Annotated in this window: 18 protein-coding genes; 8 read left to right on the top strand and 10 right to left on the bottom strand. The window is 44.4% G+C overall.

Annotated features, from left to right (window positions below):
* Positions 1–245: 245 nt before the first annotated feature.
* From ACXAFM_RS10460 to ACXAFM_RS10450, 3 genes are read left to right on the top strand one after another with little or no spacing between them, the layout of a single operon-like run.
* Positions 246–1505, top strand: coding sequence for a hypothetical protein (locus tag ACXAFM_RS10460; protein ID WP_474834475.1), 1260 nt, complete (start codon positions 246–248; stop codon positions 1503–1505).
* Position 1506: 1 nt separating this feature from the next.
* Positions 1507–3987 carry a LamG domain-containing protein gene (locus tag ACXAFM_RS10455; RefSeq protein ID WP_474834473.1) on the top strand — a complete coding sequence of 827 codons (2481 nt, stop codon included), beginning with the start codon at positions 1507–1509 and terminating at the stop codon, positions 3985–3987.
* 10 nt (positions 3988–3997) lie between these two features.
* Positions 3998–5617 carry a hypothetical protein gene (locus ACXAFM_RS10450; protein WP_474834471.1) on the top strand — a complete coding sequence of 540 codons (1620 nt, stop codon included), beginning with the start codon at positions 3998–4000 and terminating at the stop codon, positions 5615–5617.
* 64 nt (positions 5618–5681) lie between these two features.
* Here the strand turns inward: ACXAFM_RS10450 and ACXAFM_RS10445 are convergent, their stop codons facing one another.
* On the bottom strand, positions 5682–6650 hold the full coding sequence (locus ACXAFM_RS10445) for an FAD:protein FMN transferase (RefSeq protein ID WP_474834470.1): 969 nt from the start codon (positions 6648–6650) through the stop codon (positions 5682–5684).
* 918 nt (positions 6651–7568) lie between these two features.
* Here ACXAFM_RS10445 and ACXAFM_RS10440 point away from each other — a divergent pair.
* The 3 genes from ACXAFM_RS10440 to ACXAFM_RS10430 all read left to right on the top strand — a co-directional run bounded on the left by ACXAFM_RS10440 (position 7569) and on the right by ACXAFM_RS10430 (position 10329).
* Positions 7569–8732 (top strand): MFS transporter, encoded by a 1164-nt coding sequence (locus tag ACXAFM_RS10440; protein ID WP_474835554.1) that lies wholly within the window; start codon positions 7569–7571, stop codon positions 8730–8732.
* A gap of 430 nt (positions 8733–9162) precedes the next feature.
* A complete protein-coding gene (locus tag ACXAFM_RS10435; RefSeq protein WP_474834468.1) occupies positions 9163–9936 on the top strand; it encodes a siderophore-interacting protein in 774 nt (257 codons plus the stop codon).
* Between the two features lie 201 nt (positions 9937–10137).
* Positions 10138–10329, top strand: coding sequence for a CsbD family protein (locus ACXAFM_RS10430; RefSeq protein WP_071816347.1), 192 nt, complete (start codon positions 10138–10140; stop codon positions 10327–10329).
* 203 nt (positions 10330–10532) lie between these two features.
* Here the strand turns inward: ACXAFM_RS10430 and ACXAFM_RS10425 are convergent, their stop codons facing one another.
* The 3 genes from ACXAFM_RS10425 to ACXAFM_RS10415 are packed head-to-tail and all read right to left on the bottom strand — an operon-like array spanning position 10533 to position 12374.
* A complete protein-coding gene (locus tag ACXAFM_RS10425; RefSeq protein ID WP_474834466.1) occupies positions 10533–11054 on the bottom strand; it encodes a CC0125/CC1285 family lipoprotein in 522 nt (173 codons plus the stop codon).
* A complete protein-coding gene (locus ACXAFM_RS10420) occupies positions 11044–11883 on the bottom strand; it encodes an anti-sigma factor (RefSeq protein ID WP_474834464.1) in 840 nt (279 codons plus the stop codon). Before ACXAFM_RS10420 ends, ACXAFM_RS10425 begins: the two co-directional genes overlap by 11 nt.
* Positions 11880–12374 (bottom strand): RNA polymerase sigma factor, encoded by a 495-nt coding sequence (locus ACXAFM_RS10415; protein WP_474834462.1) that lies wholly within the window; start codon positions 12372–12374, stop codon positions 11880–11882. The genes ACXAFM_RS10420 and ACXAFM_RS10415 overlap by 4 nt, the downstream gene beginning before the upstream one ends.
* A 250-nt stretch (positions 12375–12624) precedes the next feature.
* Between ACXAFM_RS10415 and ACXAFM_RS10410 the strand changes: the two genes are divergently transcribed.
* Positions 12625–14040 (top strand): S8 family serine peptidase, encoded by a 1416-nt coding sequence (locus ACXAFM_RS10410; RefSeq protein ID WP_474834460.1) that lies wholly within the window; start codon positions 12625–12627, stop codon positions 14038–14040.
* Positions 14041–14082: 42 nt separating this feature from the next.
* Here the strand turns inward: ACXAFM_RS10410 and ACXAFM_RS10405 are convergent, their stop codons facing one another.
* The 4 genes from ACXAFM_RS10405 to arfB form a co-directional block, all read right to left on the bottom strand.
* Positions 14083–15102, bottom strand: a complete 1020-nt coding sequence (locus ACXAFM_RS10405) for an outer membrane beta-barrel protein (RefSeq protein ID WP_474834459.1) — start codon at positions 15100–15102, stop codon at positions 14083–14085.
* A 305-nt stretch (positions 15103–15407) separates the two neighbouring features.
* Positions 15408–16316 carry a hypothetical protein gene (locus ACXAFM_RS10400; protein ID WP_474834457.1) on the bottom strand — a complete coding sequence of 303 codons (909 nt, stop codon included), beginning with the start codon at positions 16314–16316 and terminating at the stop codon, positions 15408–15410.
* Between the two features lie 124 nt (positions 16317–16440).
* Complete coding sequence (locus ACXAFM_RS10395) at positions 16441–17118, bottom strand: hypothetical protein (RefSeq protein ID WP_474834455.1); 678 nt, start codon at positions 17116–17118, stop codon at positions 16441–16443.
* Positions 17119–17244: 126 nt separating this feature from the next.
* Positions 17245–17661, bottom strand: coding sequence for an alternative ribosome rescue aminoacyl-tRNA hydrolase ArfB (gene arfB, locus ACXAFM_RS10390; RefSeq protein ID WP_474829226.1), 417 nt, complete (start codon positions 17659–17661; stop codon positions 17245–17247).
* A gap of 146 nt (positions 17662–17807) precedes the next feature.
* Here arfB and ACXAFM_RS10385 point away from each other — a divergent pair, with 146 nt between their 5' ends.
* Positions 17808–18749 carry an alpha/beta fold hydrolase gene (locus ACXAFM_RS10385; protein WP_474834453.1) on the top strand — a complete coding sequence of 314 codons (942 nt, stop codon included), beginning with the start codon at positions 17808–17810 and terminating at the stop codon, positions 18747–18749.
* On the opposite strand, the gene ACXAFM_RS10380 is transcribed toward ACXAFM_RS10385, so the two are convergent.
* Both ACXAFM_RS10380 and ACXAFM_RS10375 read right to left on the bottom strand, forming a co-directional pair.
* Positions 18746–19180 (bottom strand): hypothetical protein, encoded by a 435-nt coding sequence (locus ACXAFM_RS10380; RefSeq protein WP_474834451.1) that lies wholly within the window; start codon positions 19178–19180, stop codon positions 18746–18748. The genes ACXAFM_RS10385 and ACXAFM_RS10380 overlap by 4 nt on opposite strands.
* 117 nt (positions 19181–19297) lie before the next feature.
* Positions 19298–19750, bottom strand: coding sequence for a hypothetical protein (locus tag ACXAFM_RS10375; RefSeq protein ID WP_474834449.1), 453 nt, complete (start codon positions 19748–19750; stop codon positions 19298–19300).
* Between the last annotated feature and the right edge of the window lie 99 nt (positions 19751–19849).

The following is a 19849-nucleotide window of genomic DNA, read 5'->3' as shown; positions in this document are numbered from 1 at the left end:
CATTCCACGTACCAATTGTGCTTTTCGTCCTAGGCAACGAAAAAATTCACAGCGTCTAAACGCTGCTATTGGCGAATACTGGACTGACCAGAATGCCTTATTTCACGTGTTTTTTAGTAACTACGATGTTAAAAAAATTGGCTATTAGTTATTAGAATTCAAACGTAAAAAAAGAATTAACACTTTACACATATGCAACTGGTTGGTTTCATAGCGCATAATTGTGAAAATTAGGACAATAAAAAGTGCACGAAGCAACTAGTTCACAAAAAATTAAGCGCGGTGAATATCGAAAAACGCTCAAGATAGCGATAAAGGCTCTTTCACTATTTACCTTTTCAATTACTCTTGCTGCTAACGCATACGCTGGCGCGCGAGAACAGGCCATGCGCATGCATGAAAGATTGGCTGGCGTTCCTGCCTCGCCAGCTACGCTTGCAGAAATGCAATTGCTGATAGAAAACGGTGATGTTGATGGCGCAGCGTATCTTGCTATGGAACATCCTGCTTTTTACAACGCCACGTTGAAGACTTGGGTCGCGCCTTGGACAAATGAAGCTTTCGATAAGTTTGAACCACTCAACGACTACATTGCTACCGTAATAGGTATAGTGAGAGACGATGTTGATTTTAGAGAAATCTTAACCGCAGATATCTTGTACATTGGCAGTAATACCCTCTCATTGCCAGCATATAGCAATAATAACAATAGCCACTACCTTGCTATGGAAGACGAGGTAATCGATCTAAAAACGAATCTTGTTCAAACTACACAATCTGCTGTTACAGGCCTGCCAAGTGAAGCTACAGCCGGCATCATGACAACTCGAGCGGCGGCTAAAGCGTTTTTTAAAGACGGCACTAATCGAGCCATGTTTCGCTTCACTTTGATGAACCACATGTGTACTGACCTTGAAGGTGTTGCCGACATCACCCGACCACCTGACAGAATTAGACAAGACGTAAGTAGAAGCCCAGGTGGAGACAGCAGGTTATTCCACAATAATTGCGTAAGTTGCCATTCTGGTATGGACCCTTTAGCTCAAGCATTTGCCTACTACAACTACCGCTATGATGCTAACAGTGATCCCGAGGGCGAGCGCGGTGCAATTGAATATAACGACAGCAGCACTGTAGACCCTGTGACTGGTACGCGTGTGCAAGAAAAGTACTTGATCAACGGTAATAACTTTGTACATGGTTTCGTCACTGAAGACGATAGTTGGGACAACTACTGGCGAGAAGGCGTGAATTTTAATCTTGGGTGGTCTTCTGCGCTATCAGGTTCTGGTCAAGGCGCTAAATCTATGGGACGAGAGTTAGCAAACAGTCAGCAATTCGCACAATGCCAAGTGAAGAAAGTGTTCAAAGAAGTATGCCTTCGCGAGCCACAAGACAGCGAAGATCGCGAGCAAATAACGAACATGCAAGCTCGCTTTGCCGCATCAGGGTATCAAATGAAGTCAGTGTTTGCCGACGCAGCAAACTACTGTAAGGGAGAGTAAGATGCCCCAATATACACCTAAAAAAATCATGTCTCGCAACGTAGCTATTATTGTCTTTGGTGCACTCCTTACAGCTTGTGGAGGTAATGATACCGTTGTTGAACCTACTCCACTACCGCCTCCTACTGAGCAGCCTGTGGTCAATTATTCTGGCCCAGCACCAAGCACTGACGACGTTGCTAATTTCAAGCAAGCATTGTGGGATAATATGGCGACAGCAGAGCGGTGTGGCGCTTGCCACACACAAGGAGCGCAATCTCCCACATTTGCTCGTAATGACGATATTAACCTTGCTTATGCCGATACGGGTATCTTGGTAGACTTAAGCCAGCCGAGTGAATCTAGATTAGTGACTAAAGTGGCCGGTGGACACAATTGCTGGCTCACCAGTGACAGTGCTTGTGCAGATATCATGACCACTTGGATAACCGACTGGGCGAGTGCTTCAGAGCAACTAAACCAAGCGACGGAAATTGAGTTACAGGCGCCTCCAATTAAAACTCCGGGCTCCACAAAAAACTTTCCAGAAAGCCCCGCGCTATTTGAATCTACTGTCTATCCAATGCTGCAAACTTATTGCGCTAGTTGCCACACCAATAGTGCTACGATCCCTATCTCACCCTACTTTTCGTCAAGCGATATCAATGAAGCTTATGAAGCAGCAAAAGATAGAATGAACCTAGATACACCCGCGAACTCTCGTTTTGTCGTTCGCCTTCGCGACGAGTTCCACAATTGCTGGAGCGATTGTGAGTCGGATGGAAACGCTCTGAGTGAGGCGATTGAAAGCATGGCTAATGGAATTGAGCTGACAGAGCTAGACCCAAGCTTGATCACCTCTAATGCCCTCTCCTTATTCGAAGGTACGCTTGCAAGTGGAGGGGGGCGCTATGAACAAAATACCATTGCTAAATGGGAGTTTAAAGCTGGCTCTGGTAACACAGCTTTTGACACATCAGGCGTAGATCCAGCGCTAGATTTAACTTTATCTGGTACCTACAATTGGGTTGGAGGCTACGGTATTCAGTTGAGTGGGGGTAAAGCCCAAGGAAGTACAACAAATAGTAAAAAGTTGTATGATCTTATTTTGGGCAGCGGCGAATTTGCTATTGAAGCGTGGGTTGCCCCCGCTAATGTTACACAAGAAGGTCCGGCTAAAATTGTAAGCTACTCTGGCGGACGAGACAGACGTAACTTCACGTTAGGCCAAACACTTTATAACTACGACATGTTGTTGCGCTCAGCAAACACAGACATTAATGGTGAACCTGCGCTTTCAACTGATGACGCGGCTGAAGTATTGCAAGCCGCACTTCAACATGTAGTGGTCAACTATGACGCCAATAATCGCCGCCGCATATATGTTAACGGCGAATATACGGGTGATGTCGATTCAATTGAAGGAGGCAACTTACTCGATTGGGACGACAGCTTTGCGTTTGTGCTTGGCAGCGAGGTGTCTGGTGAAGACGAGTGGTCAGGTACCATACGAATGGTTGCCATCCACAACCGAACCTTGTCTGATGACGAAATAATTAAGAACTTCAACGCTGGCGTCGGTCAACAATATTACCTTTTATTTGGAGTAAGCGACCTGATTGATGTACCAGAAAGCTATATTGTCTTTGAGGTAAGTCAATTTGACTCTTTCAGTTACCTTTTTGCAGAACCGTTTTTCATCTCTCTTGATAACACCGTAGCAATTCCCGATATTGCTGTAGAAGGGTTGCGAATAGGCATCAACGGTAAAGAATCGTTTGCAGGCCAAGTGTTCTCTACTCTAAACACTCAAATCAGTAATACAACTTATAGTGCCCAAAGCGGTGCTCCTCTGTCACGACAGGGTACAATCATTCCCCTAGAAAAAGGGCCAGAGTTAGATGAGTTCTTCTTAACTTTTGAAGTTCTTGGCAGCAATCGAAATGTAAGGGTAGCTGCAACCCCTCCGGCACCGGCAGAGCAATCAGACCTTATTCCTCAGTCTGACATAGGTACAAAACACTTTGCACAAATCAATGCGACTATGTCAGTGTTGACAACGGTGCCTATGAACACTCCGACGGTAAACAATACATTTGTTCAACTAAAGCAACAGTTGCCGTCGGTAACTGACATAACAAGCTTTTTAGCTTCAAATCAAATGGCTGTAACACAATTAGCTATCCGCTATTGTGATACCTTGATTGAAACAGACAGCTTACGAAATGCGTACTTCCCGGATTTTGATTTCAGTCAGCCAGCCAATACAGCGTTTAATGGGGCGGCGCGTGATAACGTACTGAATCCCATCATTAGTCATATGTTGCAAGACAACATTGAATCGCAAGCAGACAGCGACTTGGTGCGCGGCGAAGTAAACCAACTTGTCGATCGCCTTACTCTATGTGGTTCGGGTACTAATTGTAACGCGCAATATACAAGAACCGTAGCAAAAGCGAGTTGTGCCGCCGTGCTAGGCAGTGCCACAATGTTGATACAGTAGGACAAGGAACATGGCTAAATTAACATCTCATTTTTTCAAAAAACGTCCTAAACAGGCCGCCAGCGCAGATGCGCCCTTGTATCATCTTGATCACGGCAAGCCCATGACAAGACGAGAATTCATAGCACAAGGCTTTTGCACAGGTGCAGCTACTGTAGCGGGTGGCTCGGTTTTAAGTTTGTTTGCTAACCCCAATAAAGCCCATGCCGCGCTATCTCCAGATTTAGAAGCACTGAAAGCCAGTTGTGGCATTGCATCTCAGGGGGCGGGCAAGATTCCTTTCATAACTTTTGACCTAGCAGGAGGCGCAAATATTGCGGGGTCAAACGTGCTTGTTGGCGGACGTGGCGGACAGTTAGATTTCTTGAGCACTTCGGGTTACAGCCGACAGGGGTTGCCTGGAGACATGGTGCCTTCAATAGCCAACCCAGATACGGGGCTTTCCGATTTTGTTAATACTGAATTGGGCTTAGCATTTCACAGCGACAGCGCTTTTTTACACGGTATTTTAGACAAAGTCAGCATAACCAACCGTGCGAATATCAACGGAGCAGTTATTCCTGCTCGCTCAGAAAATGACACAGGCAACAATCCTCACAATCCGATGTACGGCATAAACCGTGCGGGAGCAGACGGCTCGTTATTAACGCTAATAGGCTCTCGCAATAGCGATTCCGGTGGCAATTCTATGGCCCCTGCAGCAATGATAGATGCTGCCGTACGTCCAACCAAGATAGATAGACCTGCAGACGTTACAGGGCTTGTTGATACCGGCGATCTAGTTGGCTTGCTCAGTCAAGAAGATTCCGTTGCGGTTATGGAGTCTATTCAGCGTATTAGCGACATGAAGCTAAATAAGGTTAATACACAAATTACCGCTGATGATGTGATAAAAGACATGGTTCGCTGCGGTTATGTTAAAAGCGCAGATATCACCGATCGCTTTGGCGACCCGACTACACTCAGCCCAGAGTTAGATCCTAATATAGTGGGTGAATCGGGTATCTTCAGTGAAGAAGAGTTTAACGGTGATGGTGAATTTAGAAAAACCGCATCGGTTATGAAACTAGTTATGAATGGATTCGCGGGTGCCGGAACGATTACCATGGGCGGTTACGACTATCACGATGGAAGCCGAGCAACCGGCGAAGTGCGAGACCGGCGAGCAGGACGTTGCATGGGTGCATGTTTAGAATACGCCGCACGCTTGGGCACGCCATTAATGATGTACGTTTGCAGCGATGGTTCGGTATTCAGTAATGGCATGGTCGACGATTCCGAAAATGGGCGCGGGAAAGGGGTATGGACAGGAGATAATTCATCCACATCCGCCTCATTCTTCCTTGTTTATAATCCAGGTGGTGCACCGCAGTTAATTGGCGCTAATGCCGATACACAAGCGCAGCACCAACAGCTTGGCTACATGCGTAATGACGGGTCGGTAGAAACTGCCTCAACGCCAGCAGCGAACAACGTAAACTTGCTAGTTGAGACCGTGATACTAAATTATCTGGCGTTACACGGCGAGCAAGGGCAATTTGCTCAATTATTCCCCGGACATGGCTTAGGGAACACTACACTAATGGATAGCCTCACCGCTTTTGAACCGATAGTAAGCGGTACAATCTGAAATTAAGCTAAGAGAAATCATAGAAAAGCACAGCGCAAGCGTTAGCACTGTGCTTTCTGTTTTTTCATTGCGTTAGCCCGCTTGAATAATGCAGCTTGCGCGAACTGTCTAACACAATCGCTTCGTAATCAGGCAACGTATTAATCAGTGAAATTCCCGCATGTACGCCCATTACAAATACGGTAGTAGACAATGCATCGTTGGTAAGGCTAGAGGGGCCGATAATAGAAACCGACTGCACTTCATAAGCCGATTCACCTGTCTTGGGCGACAAGATATGATGATATCGCTCGCCTCCCTCTTCAAAAAAGCGCTCGTAATCACCTGACGTTGATATAGCTATACCTTCGAGAGGCAGTTTAACTGCCTGACGGTCTTCATTTCTTGGGTCGCGGATACCCACAATCCATGGACGACCGTGCCTATCACCTAATAATCGCGTATCACCTCCGGCAGTGACAAGCGCATGCTCAATTCCCATTTTTGCAAGCGCATCAATAGAAATATCTACCGCATATCCTTTAGCAATACCGCCTAGGTCAATTTTAACATCAGGGTGAAGGAAGCTGATCGAACGCGACGCACTATCTAAAACAATATGACGATAATTTACTGCGTCGAGCGCACCGTTTATTTTTTCTTGCGATGGTTTTGTGCGCGATCTGTAGTCATACATAAACCCCACGCTAGCAAACGTTATATCGAACGCACCCTCACTCAATTCACTGAATGTTAGTGCCTTTTCAACAACGTTGAAAAGAGCTTCATCTACTACCACAGGTTTGCTAGCGGCATAATTGTTTACGGCATAAAGTTGGCTTGACGAGATATAAGGGCTCATCATCTGATCTACTGCATTCATTTGATCAAAAACGCTTTCAATCGCCGCTATACCTTTACTGTCCTCCTCTGCCCAGACTTGAACCTCGATATTGGTTCCCATGATATAATCTTCCCCATAATGCCATTTGGCAGCGGCATTAGGGTGTGCAAAAAAAGCGCTGAGCCATGCCAGCAATAAAAGCCTTCTCATTTTCTTTTAACCTGGGTTGATTTCAGCGCCACATTATCACAATTCGCTAATTTTTATGCGCTAAACGAAACTCTGAAGCAATACATATCTTCGCTATAACTGTGCAATAAGTAATTAATCCCTCCTTCAAAACCTGTTTGTAAAACGCTACACGCTACTGAGAAAAATCTACATAGTCCTATATTTTTCGACTGCTCACACAACAATTCAAAAATTACAAAAAACAATAAATACTTATAATTCAATACTATAAATAAAATTTCAAAATGACTTAATATTTGGCACAGTTCACGCATACATTAGACTAACGAATAAGTTCAGAACGTAATTTGTAGCTAGGAAGGCTTTAGCGACGGAGAGGCCAAGTTACATAAATATCAAAGATTGAAGGTAACGACATAGGAAGCATATGGAATGGTTACCAAGGATAAATGGATGTATCAGTTTTTGAAATTTAAGGATGACTGAAGAAGATTCGTGAAATTGCTGGTCGATGATGAGGTTAGGTAATAGATAACCTAGATAAACTCGCAGGATGCAAGGCTCTTGTTTCATAAGGATTGCAAACAAGCTCTGAGTGCCTACATCGCAAGCACTGACAGTGATGTCTCGTGCAGCAAGGGATTGTTGACCCTATTTGGATTCGTTGAAGTACATGTGTGTTGCTTCAGCGAGACCATAGTGAGGACACTGGTAATGTCGTCGATATTATTAGTGAGTTGTCACCCGACGACATTCCTCTCCCCTCAAAGGCCCATCCCGGCCTTTACATACCTCTGATTTTGGCCCGCCTTTGGCGGGCATTTTTTTATCCTCTACTGTGATAATATAAATAATACCAGTCCGCATAGATAAAGAGCCACCTGCGTGTTATCGCCATCCGCATCTACTGTTGTTTTTAAAGTGCTCTTCTGTGCATTGCTAGCGACATCTGTTGGTCAAAGCGTCATGCTAACCACACTACCTTCTATGGGACGCCAGGCTGACCTGTCTGAGTTTCACATAGCCACAATTATGTCGAGTTCAGCGCTTATTTTCGCGTTTGGCACCAATGTGTGGAGCAAAGTAGCAAAGCGCGCTGGGTTTAAGCGAATTCTGATGGTGGGGCTAACTGGCTATAGCTTGGGCACATTTGCCTTTGCTAGCGCTTGGATGGCAGGGTTTTCGGGCTTAATTAGCGGCACCAATTTGTTTCTGGCGTTATTAATAAGTCGCAGTTTACAATCCACCATAATGTCTGCAACGCCGCCCTCTGCCGTGGGTTACGCTGTGGCTATAAGTTCGCCGCAGGCTAGGGTAAGTGCTATTAGTAAAGTGACCTCCGCAAGCAATGTCGGGCAAATTGTCGGTCCAGCTTACGCGGGGTTATTGGTGGGGTTTGGCTTATTAGCTCCGCTGTACAGTATTGTTTTATTAACCTTGTTAGCACTGACGTTGGTGTATTTTAAGCTGCCAGTTTTACCCCCTTTATCTAAGCAACAGACAGCTGTGCATACAAGCGAAGACCACCAAGCTCCCACCAAAGTGCCTTATGTGTTTGTTGCTGCGTGTATTTGCGTGTTCTGCGCTATGGCAATGATGCAGCAGTCGCTAGGTTTCTTTTTTATCGATTTTTATCATTACACGCCCGTTGAAGCTGCACGACAAGTAGGATTTGCAATGATGATCAGTGCCGCAGCGTCTCTTACTGCACAGTTTGGTTGGGTACAAAAAGGGCGCATAAGTAAAGAAACAATGATTACGCTCGCACTTCCTCTATTAGGATTGGCCTACCTGTTACTGTTCCTTCAAAACTCATTGTTTGTGCTTTATATTGCCATGTCATTAATGGGGTTAGGTATGGGTATGGCCTACCCATCATTAGCCGCAGCCGCAACAACCTATTGCACGCCCTCTCAACAAGCAACTGTTACTGGGTTAATTACGGCCACTACCGCCATGGGCTATGTTATAGGACCACCACTCGCAGCAGTGATATACCAAGTTAACATTGCCTTGCCTTTCGCTGTAGCGTCAGTGCTAATTGCCCTTACCACTTGTGTAGTCTATATAGCGCTGCAAAGAGCCAGCCGCCACGAGTAAGATTTAAAAACCAATACCAAAGGTGCGCACCGGTTGTTTTATCGATGCTTTTCAAAGGTATTTATTTTTTACCATTTATTTTTAAAAAAACGGAACCTTTTGAGAATTAGGCTATCTTACTTAATACATGAAGTCGTTGAGTGTGCGTCTTTATGGTGTGTAAATGTGTTTTCCAAGTTATGTTGTGGTTTTTTAAGGGGCTTTTTAGCCCCTTTTCTTTTGCCTGCTATTTTCAAAACTAGCACCTTTTAAAAACGGCACTTCGCTGTGTTTGTTAAACAATAGGGCCTAACAATCGTAGTCAGTTTTCGCAATACCCTGCATTCAATCTAAAAAATAGAATCTAATAAACATTATCGTTTCATCTTAAGGAATGGAAATAAGAATCATTATCAAATAAGATTCTAAGTACATTTTTAAGGAGAAGCCAATGTCTAAACCTCAACCCCGCCAAGCGGTTGTTACGCAATCTGTTCGTATAACCCCCACTATGCAGCGCGTCTTTTTAGGTGGTGAAGACCTTCGCACTTTTCCTGCCGTAGCCGCCGGTGCTTATATAAAGCTTATGTTCGATAAAAACGGAAGCCCGCTTAAAAAACCTGAAGAAATGGGCCAAGTAGCAATGCGCACTTATACGGTTACTCACTTTGATGCGGATAAACCTGAAATGGTTTTGGATATGGTTATTCATGCAAATAACGGAAAAACAGGGCCTGCTTCAGCGTGGGCAACCAGTACTAAACCTGGTGACGTTATTACATTGGCAGGTCCAGGCTCTAGCAAAGGATTAAGCGAACATTATGACTGGATATTGCTAGCAGGCGATATGACTGCTCTTCCTAGTATTAGAAATCACTTAGCGGCACTTCCCTCTGATGCCAAAGGCTATGCCGTGATCCGTATTGAAGACGAAAGAGACGCAGTGGTGCTTAAAAAACCTGAGGGTATTGAGGTGATATGGGAGTTTGAAAACACCTTATCTAATCGCCTTACTCAGCTTAAATGGCTAGAGGGTACACCCGCAGTTTGGGTAGCGTGCGAATTCTCGGATATGCGCACTATCAGAACATGGCTAAAAGATGAAAAAGCCGTAGCGCATAATAACATCTACATTAGTAGCTACTGGAAAAAAGGTCGTAGCGAAGATCAGCATAAAATAGAAAAACGGCAAGACAGCGAAGCCTTTGCAAAAACGTTAGCCTGACACAGCTTCAATGAGCCTGTAGTGTTTTCAAGCGTTTGTAAGAACTGCATAAAAAGCCTTGAAATCACCATTTACAAAACACAATAAAAGCTAACGTTTTCAACAAAATAAACCATGGAACATCATTTGCTCTAAGTAAAATAGCTGGCGAATATTAGTGCCAGTGTTTTCAACCAATTGTTTAGATAAGGAGAGCAAATTATGAACAGTGATCGTATTGAAGGTAATTGGAAAGAAATGAAAGGTAAAGTACAGCAGAAATGGGGCAAACTTACCGATGACGACTTAGATGTTATCGATGGTCGCCGCGAAGAATTAGTAGGAAAAATTCAGCAAGAGTACGGCAAAACCCGTGATGAGGCTGAAAAAGAAGTAGACGCTTACTTCAACTAATAGCTTCGGTTTTCTTCAGTGCTCAAACGAGAGAGTGCTTGTTAGCAAGCGTAAACGTTTGCTAATGCAAAATTAAGAAGGGCCGCAACTTTACGTTGAGGCCCTTCTTGTTTGTTCAGCCTATAAATGCATAACGCTGATACTTTAGAAGACCGATTTCACCCTATTACCACCCGAACTTAAGGAATGGCCGGTGAAATACATTATTCTTCTATATTCGGCTGAAGATTTTCACGTACTTCCCTTGCATCAAAACTGGTCACTGATGAAGGGCGCGTGCCTTTACCTAATTCAATGTTTAGAATGCTCTCAATCTCACTCTTCTGGGAACCACCCACAAATACACCGGTTTCGAATTGAGTAGTCGGGTGATAAGAAGTACGGCATGTAAGCACACCACAATCGGTAACTCGTGCGTAACGCTGGCTAAACCCAGCGGTAGGTGTAGTTTGAACCGTCTGTTTATCGACTAGCGTTTCGCGGTCGGTAACAACAAACCAGTCGTAACCTTCTAAAAGCGTAAGCTCAGCGCCACGCAGCATGGCATAGTCCATAGCTTTGGCCTTATCTGTTCCTTTAGCTTTAAAATGCACACGGTATTGTGTGTCACTCAGTTTGCTTTCAGTATAGCCAAAGCCGCCCTTTTTAGCTTGTCTGTAGTCAGGTTGACTCGCACAACCCGCCATAATAATTACCGCAAGTGCTAACAAAATTTTAGTTTTCATCATTTACTCCTTTGGCCTTATCAGATAGCCAAGTTGCTTCTATTGCGCTTTTTTCTTGCTCTCGGTTTAATGGCGCCGATGCCATCATTTTATCTAACTCATCTTCCAGTGATTTGGCGCTAGTAGCCGTTTGATATTCACCTACTATTTCGCCTACCTCATCCAATTTGCTAGCGGCGAGCTGCCATGTGCCTTGCTTGTCCTTACAAGCTATCATTACGCTTAGTTCATCTTGTGATGCAACTTCAGCTTGTCGGCAGTAGTTAAATTCAGTGTTTAAAAAAGACAACTGTGGCGTTACCGCAACGCCGGATACGAACGAAGTAGTTTCACCCGAAAGATTTTCATCGAGCACAGACGATACGTTAGCCCAATGAGAAGGTTGTGCTGTTTCAGCCCCTTGTTGATTAAAAAATACTAAGCCTGCTAATACCGCTACACTCGCCGCTATTGCAAAAGGTCCTTTCCACTTTGTTTGCACACCTAGCCCACTATTAGTTGCGTCCACCTTCTTTGGAAACGGCTTAACATTGTCCGCAAAACTTTGATTTGACGAGCTTTCACTAACTAAGCTCTGGCCAGAGGCCTGTACTTCGCTTTCTTGGCTCAGCTGTTTTTCATCACTCAAAAGGGCCACGATTTCTTTGGGTAGCGCAACTGCAGTCGCCTTTTCTGCCGCTACTTTTACTACTCTGTCTACTTCTGCCAGTGCGGCGAGCCGGTCAGAAATGGATGCATCTTGCACTATCGCTTCACGGACTGTGTCCATCTCTGCTGTGCTTAACTCTCCATCTAAAAACGCAGAGAGTTTCTCGTCAGTTAAGATCACGATAGCACCTCTTTTTGCCCGTTTAATAAGTTTGATATCTTCACTCTTGCTCTGGCTAGGCGGCTCATGATGGTCCCTGCTGGCACTTGTAAAACTTCAGAAGCATCGGCGTAACTCATTCCCTGTACCGCCACTAAAGAAAGAGTTTCCCTTTGCTCACATGGTAGTTCGTCCATTGCACTGGAAACCTGTTTCAAGGTTATTGATTGTGTCACTGCCTCATCCATATTTAGTTGATTTGCTGACTGTGCTTCGTAAGCAAGGGCATCGCTGGCATTAGCCCGTACTTTCTTTGCTCTGTATTCATCAATCCAGCAATTACGACACACTCTAAATGCCCATGCCATTAACGTCACTTGCTCAGGGATAGGTTTACTTAGTAAACGCTCAAGCGTGTTTTGAAGTAAATCATCAGCATCATGTATGCTTCCCGTCAATGAATATGCGAATTTTCGCAATGACGGGACGAGTTCTGTTAACTCATCTTTCATTTTCATGTACCTTCGTGAAGATTTCCGTTATCTATGCTCTGTTAACGAGCCACTAGTATTTTTATTCCACGGTATTGCATCTTTTTTTCGTTAAAGTGGAGCACCTAGCGTTTTGCATTGGAATTTTTTTTCTATCTATTCGTCACTACAATATAAGGCAGTGGTAATACATAGTAAGGACCATGGCACAATTTATGCCATTCCTTCTATTAGCGCCGAACTGCACCAAGGTTAATGGAAAGGTAGCAAAATGAAGTACGCACTTATTGTGGGGGTAGCAAGCTTGTTAATGGCATCAATCTCTCAGGCCCAACTCGCTGGAACTTTGAATCAAGTTGTGTCTCCAGTGCGCCCGATAATTGATAGAACACCTTCCGACTTAAAAGCCATTCGCGAAGAAGCAAAACGACGGGTGCAATCATCTATTGAGGGAGTAGACAGCGCAACGACGTTGGTTTCGAGCGTAGTTAACAGTATTCCTTCACCTCAATTTGTCGCCCCTGAAACAGCCACTATTCTATCTTCATCAGGTCAAGTAATTGTCAATGAAGTTATGGTTGAAAATGGTTTTCTTGCTGTCGAAAATGAATGGCTTTTTTTAGGGGAAGAAGCAGACAGCATACATTTTCAAAATAACAACATTGAAATAAAAAAGGCCCAGTTTTTACCGGCTCTCTCTCAGTGGCTTTTTAAAGTAAAAGTCACAGGTGATAAAGATGAGGTGTCGTCTATTCGCAACAGTTTACCGAAAAAGCTTCAGTCTCAAATTGGCCGAAACCATATTTACTTATCGCAAAACAACGCAACAAAGACTGAAAACAAACCAGAAGCTGACCCCAAAAAAGAATCACCATTTCAAAAGTTTGAAGCATGTGCCACACCGCTGCGTATTGGAATGGTTGATACGCATGTTATGCCTACTCACCCCATGCTGTCACACATAAACCTTACGCAAGCCTCTTTTATTGTTGGCCAAAACACCAACACAGCTACAAATCCAACAAACAAAGAAACTAAAAAAAGTCTGGTGACTGATCGAGTGGGAGACGTCCCCATTTCTTACGATCATGGCACGGCTGTAGCGAGTTTATTAGCATCATCGCTACCAGAATCAAGCCAAGTTTTTAATGCTGGCGTTTTTTATTCTCGAAACAGCGTTAGCCAAGGGGCTACGTTAATGTCGCTAATTGAGGGCCTCAACTACCTTGCATCACAACAGGTAGATGCCATCAACATGAGCCTTGCAGGCCCCGACAACCCTATTTTAGCGCGGGTAATAGAACAATTAGATAATAACGGTATTCAAATAATAGCTGCGGTGGGCAACGAGGGGCCGGCCTCTTTACCTTTGTACCCTGCGGCTTATCCTGAAACATTGGGCATTACGGCCGTTGATAAATCTAATGCAATTTACAGGTGGGCGAACCAAGGAGATTACGTTGACTTTGCTGCGTTTGGCGTGTCGGTAGATGCTGCACACCCCAATGGAAAAACGGTGAGGCAAACGGGCACCTCTATGGCTTCACCGCGCGCTACCGCCTTGTATGCATGCTTCTTGCGTGCAAAGCAAGAAAGAAACGCTGCTTTACTGAAACTGCAGAAGCTAGCTTTAGATGCGGGAACTCCCGGGCGAGACAGCGTATTTGGTTTTGGCGTGCTGCCTTAAATTCAAAAACACCGTTAATTGTAAGGTTTGCATTAACGTTTACTAGAAATGAACGTTAACACCTAACTCGGCGATGGTTTCTTTATAATTTGCGCCATCGACACTCGAGGCATAGTCGCCATATTGGGTAGACAGTTTTATATCGACATTGTTGTGAATGGCATAGTCTGCACTCATTTCAACAACATGCCTGTCGTCTTCCCTGCCTATACCTCCATCTTTCTCTGAGGCGTAGTCTCTCAAGTCTAGCTGATAGCCAACTTTCAGCTTAAGAGGTTTATTAAACATCGCAATAGGATAGGTGTAGGCAAGATCTACCCCCTTACCTATGTAATCGAACACACTATCTTGAGCATCTTCATTTTGATACTTAAGTGCGATTTGGAAAAAGTCTTCCCCTTCGAAGAAGTAAAAAAGGTCACTGCGCACGGCAACGGCTTCACTATCTCGAATAGGTGCCCCTTCTGGCGTGTTCCCGAATTGTTTATCGATAATGTCGCTACTAAGGCGCAAATAAGTTTGCTGCCCCAATAATTTTCCGGCAGATAGCCCATACTGCTGATAGGTTAAAAAGTCTCGCCCGTCGAGCTTGGCACTAGCGTGATAGTAGTGCGCACCTAGCTTAGCAACGTCAAACGTATAGCTGGTGCTTGCAGACAATGTGGTAAGGCCTAGATCAAACTCACTTAAGGTTTGATAGTTGGTATTAGCCTGACTTATCGACAGTACGTTTTCCCACTTAGCTGTAGGCATCAACGATACCTTTAGCTGCGCCTCCGCCTGTAAAGCGCCGTCGGCTGCATCTGAATTTGTATCGAGTTCGCTTACACTTACGTTGCTATCAGAACGGTACCCTATATACCCAGAGCCTGAGAATGAAATCGTTTGATGCTCTGCTTCAGCATGATCCGCACTTTTATCGTCATGGGGTTGATTATCAGCGCCCGCATAGGCTGCACTACAACCAAGTAAGACAGCAGTTGCTGCAAGTGAAAGGCGTTTGCGGCCGCCAAGAGTAACGTTGGTTTTTGCTGATGAATGTTGGATTGTTTGCGTTTTCATTGTCGATACCTATTACAGAGAAAGTAAAACTTAGGGAGGGCGTTTATGGCTTTATAAGCATGGCGAGATGTGAGTTTTGAGTTGAGCGGCTGGCTTTAATTGGTGCCTGACGACCTTTTTGTACATTAAAGGTCAACAGACTCCAAAAGTGCACAATAGCGAAGTCATGTGTTCGCGTCTTCAGTCTAGGCCTTAATGAGCGGCTTGCCTTCTAGTTAGACAAGCCGAACTCAGATTTTAAGGTGGCTGTTTACAGCGCTAGCTCTAGATTGCTCTATTCCCACCTAGTGGTTTAGGCCGTAAAATTAAAGGCCAAGTGCACCTGAGATACTTGAAGCTACATTGTCGTTAACCGTACCGGTAACGGTGCTCTCGACGGTACTTGCCACTGTATTATTTACCGTGCTTGCAACCGTGCTCTCAACCGTGCTCTCTACCGTATTTACCACCGTCGCAGACACAGTTTGTTCAACAGTACCTGACACTGCACCTTCAACAGAGCTTGCTACCATGTCAGTAACAGTCCCTTCCACAGCGGTGCCAACCGTCCCGGTTACAGAACCGGCTACTGAGCTTACTACTGTATTGGCTACGTCGCTGTTTACGGCATTTTCAGCGGCGCCTGAAGCCGTGCTGTCTGCCGTGACCGATAAGATACTGCCTGCTGCTGTTTCTGCAGTATTATTAAGTGCACCGCTTAAACTACCATTTAGCGAACCACCTGCATTATTGTTAACGCTATTGTTTGCTAGCACCCCTATTTGGTTTGATGCCAAACCTTGCGCGGTCTGGGCTGTACTTTCTGCTTCACCTTCTGCCCCGTCGATTTGTTCAGCGTTTTCAGACGCAGATAACAGTGTAGATAATGAACCTGAAGCACTCCCCGTTAGTGTTCCTGCCACTGACGTGGTCATAGAATTAGCCATGTCTGATGCTGCAGAAGCAGCTCCATCAGTGGACGTTTGTGATGCTGATAACTGTCCGTCAGCATCGGCTGAACTCTCGGTAGACACTTGGCTTTGCGTAGTTGCTTCGCCTTCAGTAGTAGTCTGCGCATTTACTTGAGTAGCAGATTGGGTGTTTGTACCGCTTGATAGCGAAAGCGATGTAGATGTATTCGCTGAAGTATTTGCAGAAAGCGTGGCTTCTTGAGCCAAGGCCGACGTTGATACGATACCTAACGCTAGTGCAATTGCAGTGTTTAACTTTTTCATCCGGTTATCTCCGTTTTTCATAAAGGACACTGAGATAACGATTAGAGAAAACGATTTATTCCACTGAAAAATGATTTTTTGAAGATAATTAAAAAAGCCCCGTAAAAACAGGGCTTTATTTAAGTTATTTTCCTGAAGCAGTCATACTCTTTTCCCACCAAGGAAGAGAGTAATCTATGTTATCGGGGTCGTAGGTTTTAGCATATTTCATTTTGACCGAGCTCCAAAACGCTGCTTTAAAGACAGGGTCGTAAATGACAAACTCACCTTGTTCTCGATACTGCTCAAACAGCTTTTGGTAAGCACCTACAGGTGTTAAAGGGTTGTCTTGTTGGAAAACCACATCGCCGCCGTAGGCCTCGTAAAGCGCTTTAGATACTTTCCAACTTTTAGCCATGCCTTCGGCCATCGCAAGACGGTAACGCTCTAACTCGTCGTTGTGATAGGCGCCATTTTCGTCTAAATCAACTGTCCACAGCTTTATCACGGAATACGCAGATTGAATTTCACTTTCGTTGGGCTCTATCGCGTTTTTATCGGCAAAATCAGAAAGTACAGATTCAGTGATTTTATTACCAAGCGCACGTTGCGCCAAAATATCTCGAACTTCTTTCTCTGATTTGTCAGTGAGAATTGCCTGAAAACGATCAACATCTTCCTGAGAAGGCTGAAGTTCGGTATTAGAAATAGATTTATTGAACAAACGAGCAATAATCTCATTTGCGGCTTGCGGTGTATTAATCCCAAGCGACACTACTATGGCTGCAAATAGCACCATAGGAATAACGTTCGAACGCGTCACTTTATATGCTTCCTTAAGTTCCAATAATTAGCATAAGCACAAGACACATTCATTTATTATTGTAAGAATTTTCCGTTGTCTTGCGAAATGACATCTAACAGACTTAATACTTTAGAGTAGTTTTGCTTAAAATTCCACTTTCTTACGCATAGATTTTTTCGCGCCCTGTTGTTTTTTTACATCTAAACGACGGGCTTTAGCCGCTCGACTCGCCTTAGTTTTTATACGCGGCTTTTGTTCTACAGTTGCGGCCTTAATCCACGCGACAAGGCGCGCTAACGCATCCTCTCTATTTTGTTCTTGAGTGCGAAAATTTTGTGCTTTTAACACAAATACTCCGTCATTGGTGACGCGACTATCTTTCGCATTCAGTAATTTGGCTTTTAGCTTGTCTGGTAAGGTCGACTTATTGATATCAAATCGCAAATGTATTGCGCTACTTACTTTATTGACGTTTTGTCCGCCACTACCCTGAGCCCGAATAGCCTGAAGTTCGGCCTCGCTCTCATCTATCGAGATAGAGTGGGTTATCGGTAATTCCATATCAGTTCCTATATTCTTAATGGTATGGCGTATAATGTATTTTGCGTTTTTATCACGCGAATAACTTGCGACTATAACTCATTGGTAACTTGACCGTTCAATGGTAACCCGATAGGTTAATTTCTCCCCAATCTTGGAAACGCAACATGCTGATTATTTTACTTGTCGTTATTTGTATCTTTGTAGGTCTTATTTGGTTTACTGCAAAAATGGATAGCAGCATCGAGTCAGCGTTTCGGCCGTCGGGAAAACTTACCCCTGTCGAGGGAGGAATTATTCACTGGCAAAAACAAGGGAATGGACCATCACTTTTACTTATTCACGGCTTACTAGGCAATAGTAACAACTTTAATGAATTAGCCAAAACCCTCGCGCAGCATTACACGGTTTATTCCGTAGACCGTCCTGGTTGCGGTTTTTCTAGTCGATACAAAACCACATCAGCCAGCTTTGAGCAGCAAAGCAAAATGATATTAGAATGGATGGAAAAAGAGGGCATTGAAAAAGTCAGTATTGCTGGTCACTCGATGGGCGGGGGTATTGCATTAAGAATGGCTATAGACGCGCCTGAAAAAATCACTTCTGTGTCATTGCTATGCCCGTTAACTACGCCACTTAAAGGTGGTGCAGGCCCACTTTCGGTACTGTATATACCTAATGAATTCGTGCGCAATAGTGTAGCGAAAACCATCGCCAGCCCGTTAAGAGCAAAGTTGGGACGAAAGCAGGTTGCTCAAATCTTTCACCCAGAGCCGGTTCCTTCATCCTTTTCTATAGAAGGCGGCGGCTTACTCGCGCTTCACTCGCGAAGCTTTTATGAAGGAAGCCGAGATACAGTCTCTGCACAAGGTAGCCTGCATAGACAGCAGAACTATTACAATGACATCCAATGTCCAGTGGGTATCTTGTATGGAGAAAAGGACACAATTTTAAAGCCAAGCGAGCATATCGAAGCTGTTACTTCTTCAATAGGCACGGCCGTACAGAAAATAATTCCTAACGCAGGGCACATGATACCCATTACTCAAGCGCAAATATGTGCCGACTTTATTGTCGAGATTGACAGCAAAGGGCGACAAGTCGACTAATGAAACACAGCGCCCATTTTTGAAGTGTGAGCATTGTGAGAGAACTCAACAATAGCCAGCGCGTTTTGTCTGCCAGATTCAGTCTGTTTTAATTTACGCAGCTGGTCAGCCACACGCTCAATACCATCGTATTCCTTACACATCTCAAGAGGACTCGATTCAAGCGTAATATTGTAGCTACTAAACCACGTTTTCATTTGTTCACTGTCCCCTTCTGACAATGAGATGAGTAAATGATACATACGAATAAATGCAAGCTGCTTTCGGTACTCCGCTGTGCCGCTTTCAAAACCAAGCAAGGTAGTTTGCGCAAGAGATGAAGGAGAAATACCCAATATTTCAGAAGCTTGTTTGATATTTAAACCCAGTTCTTGATAAGCCCAAGTGAACGCTTTGGTTACTACGCTGGTAGGAAATGGTGATCTATTCATAATTTCGCCTCGTTTCATCAAACAATCGCAACAAGATTTTTTAGCTATCTATGCATTGATTTGCGAAATACATACCAACTCGCTTGCTAGTTAACAATTCACTTTAAACGTCCCCAACTAAGACGCTTGCTTTGCTGCAACTTTTGCTAAATGTGATGAGATACCTTCTGGTTCGATATTAAACCTGTGCTCGGAAAGCCATTCAACGGCCTCTTCGAATAGTTCAACAAACGTAACTTCGATATTGAGCCCTTTGTACACGCGTTTAAGTTGCCCCGTAGTCGTTGCTTTTGCTGTCGAGTCACCTAATACAACCGCAACGTGAGTCAAGCCCAAAGGTTGCATTGCCGCCGTACGCTCGCGCAGCTGTGCTTCTGCATCGGGTATCAGCAGCGACTCTCCTGTAACGCACACGATATTACACCACACCTTTCCAAATAACCCTTCCGCGCTGGTGCGATATTCCTCACCAAAACTTTTTACACATTCCCTATTCCAAGGCCCGTAGGCTTGTGTTACTACCGAATCACCACACAGAGTCACAATAAACTCACCATGCGCGTACCTCATACAACCACCTAATCATTTTTATTAATATTCTGGTCAGCACATAGCCAAATTGCATTGTGGACTATATGCGTTTTACTGCGCGTTGTTTAACGACAACGC

Source organism: Alteromonas sp. ABD4_190, assembly GCF_056160105.1.
This window is presented reverse-complemented; position numbering and strand designations above follow the sequence as displayed.

Bases quoted from the DNA above. Each gene is read 5' to 3' on its own strand.
- ACXAFM_RS10450 (WP_474834471.1), top strand. From the start codon at position 3,998: ATGGCTAAATTAACATCTCATTTTTTCAAAAAACGTCCTAAACAGGCC.
- ACXAFM_RS10430 (WP_071816347.1), top strand. From the start codon at position 10,138: ATGAACAGTGATCGTATTGAAGGTAATTGGAAAGAAATGAAAGGTAAA.
- ACXAFM_RS10405 (WP_474834459.1), bottom strand. From the start codon at position 15,102: ATGAAAACGCAAACAATCCAACATTCATCAGCAAAAACCAACGTTACT.
- ACXAFM_RS10385 (WP_474834453.1), top strand. From the start codon at position 17,808: ATGCTGATTATTTTACTTGTCGTTATTTGTATCTTTGTAGGTCTTATT.
- ACXAFM_RS10400 (WP_474834457.1), bottom strand. From the start codon at position 16,316: ATGAAAAAGTTAAACACTGCAATTGCACTAGCGTTAGGTATCGTATCA.
- ACXAFM_RS10435 (WP_474834468.1), top strand. From the start codon at position 9,163: ATGTCTAAACCTCAACCCCGCCAAGCGGTTGTTACGCAATCTGTTCGT.
- ACXAFM_RS10425 (WP_474834466.1), bottom strand. From the start codon at position 11,054: ATGAAAACTAAAATTTTGTTAGCACTTGCGGTAATTATTATGGCGGGT.
- arfB (WP_474829226.1), bottom strand. From the start codon at position 17,661: ATGGAATTACCGATAACCCACTCTATCTCGATAGATGAGAGCGAGGCC.
- ACXAFM_RS10410 (WP_474834460.1), top strand. From the start codon at position 12,625: ATGAAGTACGCACTTATTGTGGGGGTAGCAAGCTTGTTAATGGCATCA.
- ACXAFM_RS10445 (WP_474834470.1), bottom strand. From the start codon at position 6,650: ATGAGAAGGCTTTTATTGCTGGCATGGCTCAGCGCTTTTTTTGCACAC.
- ACXAFM_RS10455 (WP_474834473.1), top strand. From the start codon at position 1,507: ATGCCCCAATATACACCTAAAAAAATCATGTCTCGCAACGTAGCTATT.
- ACXAFM_RS10415 (WP_474834462.1), bottom strand. From the start codon at position 12,374: ATGAAAGATGAGTTAACAGAACTCGTCCCGTCATTGCGAAAATTCGCA.
- ACXAFM_RS10380 (WP_474834451.1), bottom strand. From the start codon at position 19,180: ATGAATAGATCACCATTTCCTACCAGCGTAGTAACCAAAGCGTTCACT.
- ACXAFM_RS10375 (WP_474834449.1), bottom strand. From the start codon at position 19,750: ATGAGGTACGCGCATGGTGAGTTTATTGTGACTCTGTGTGGTGATTCG.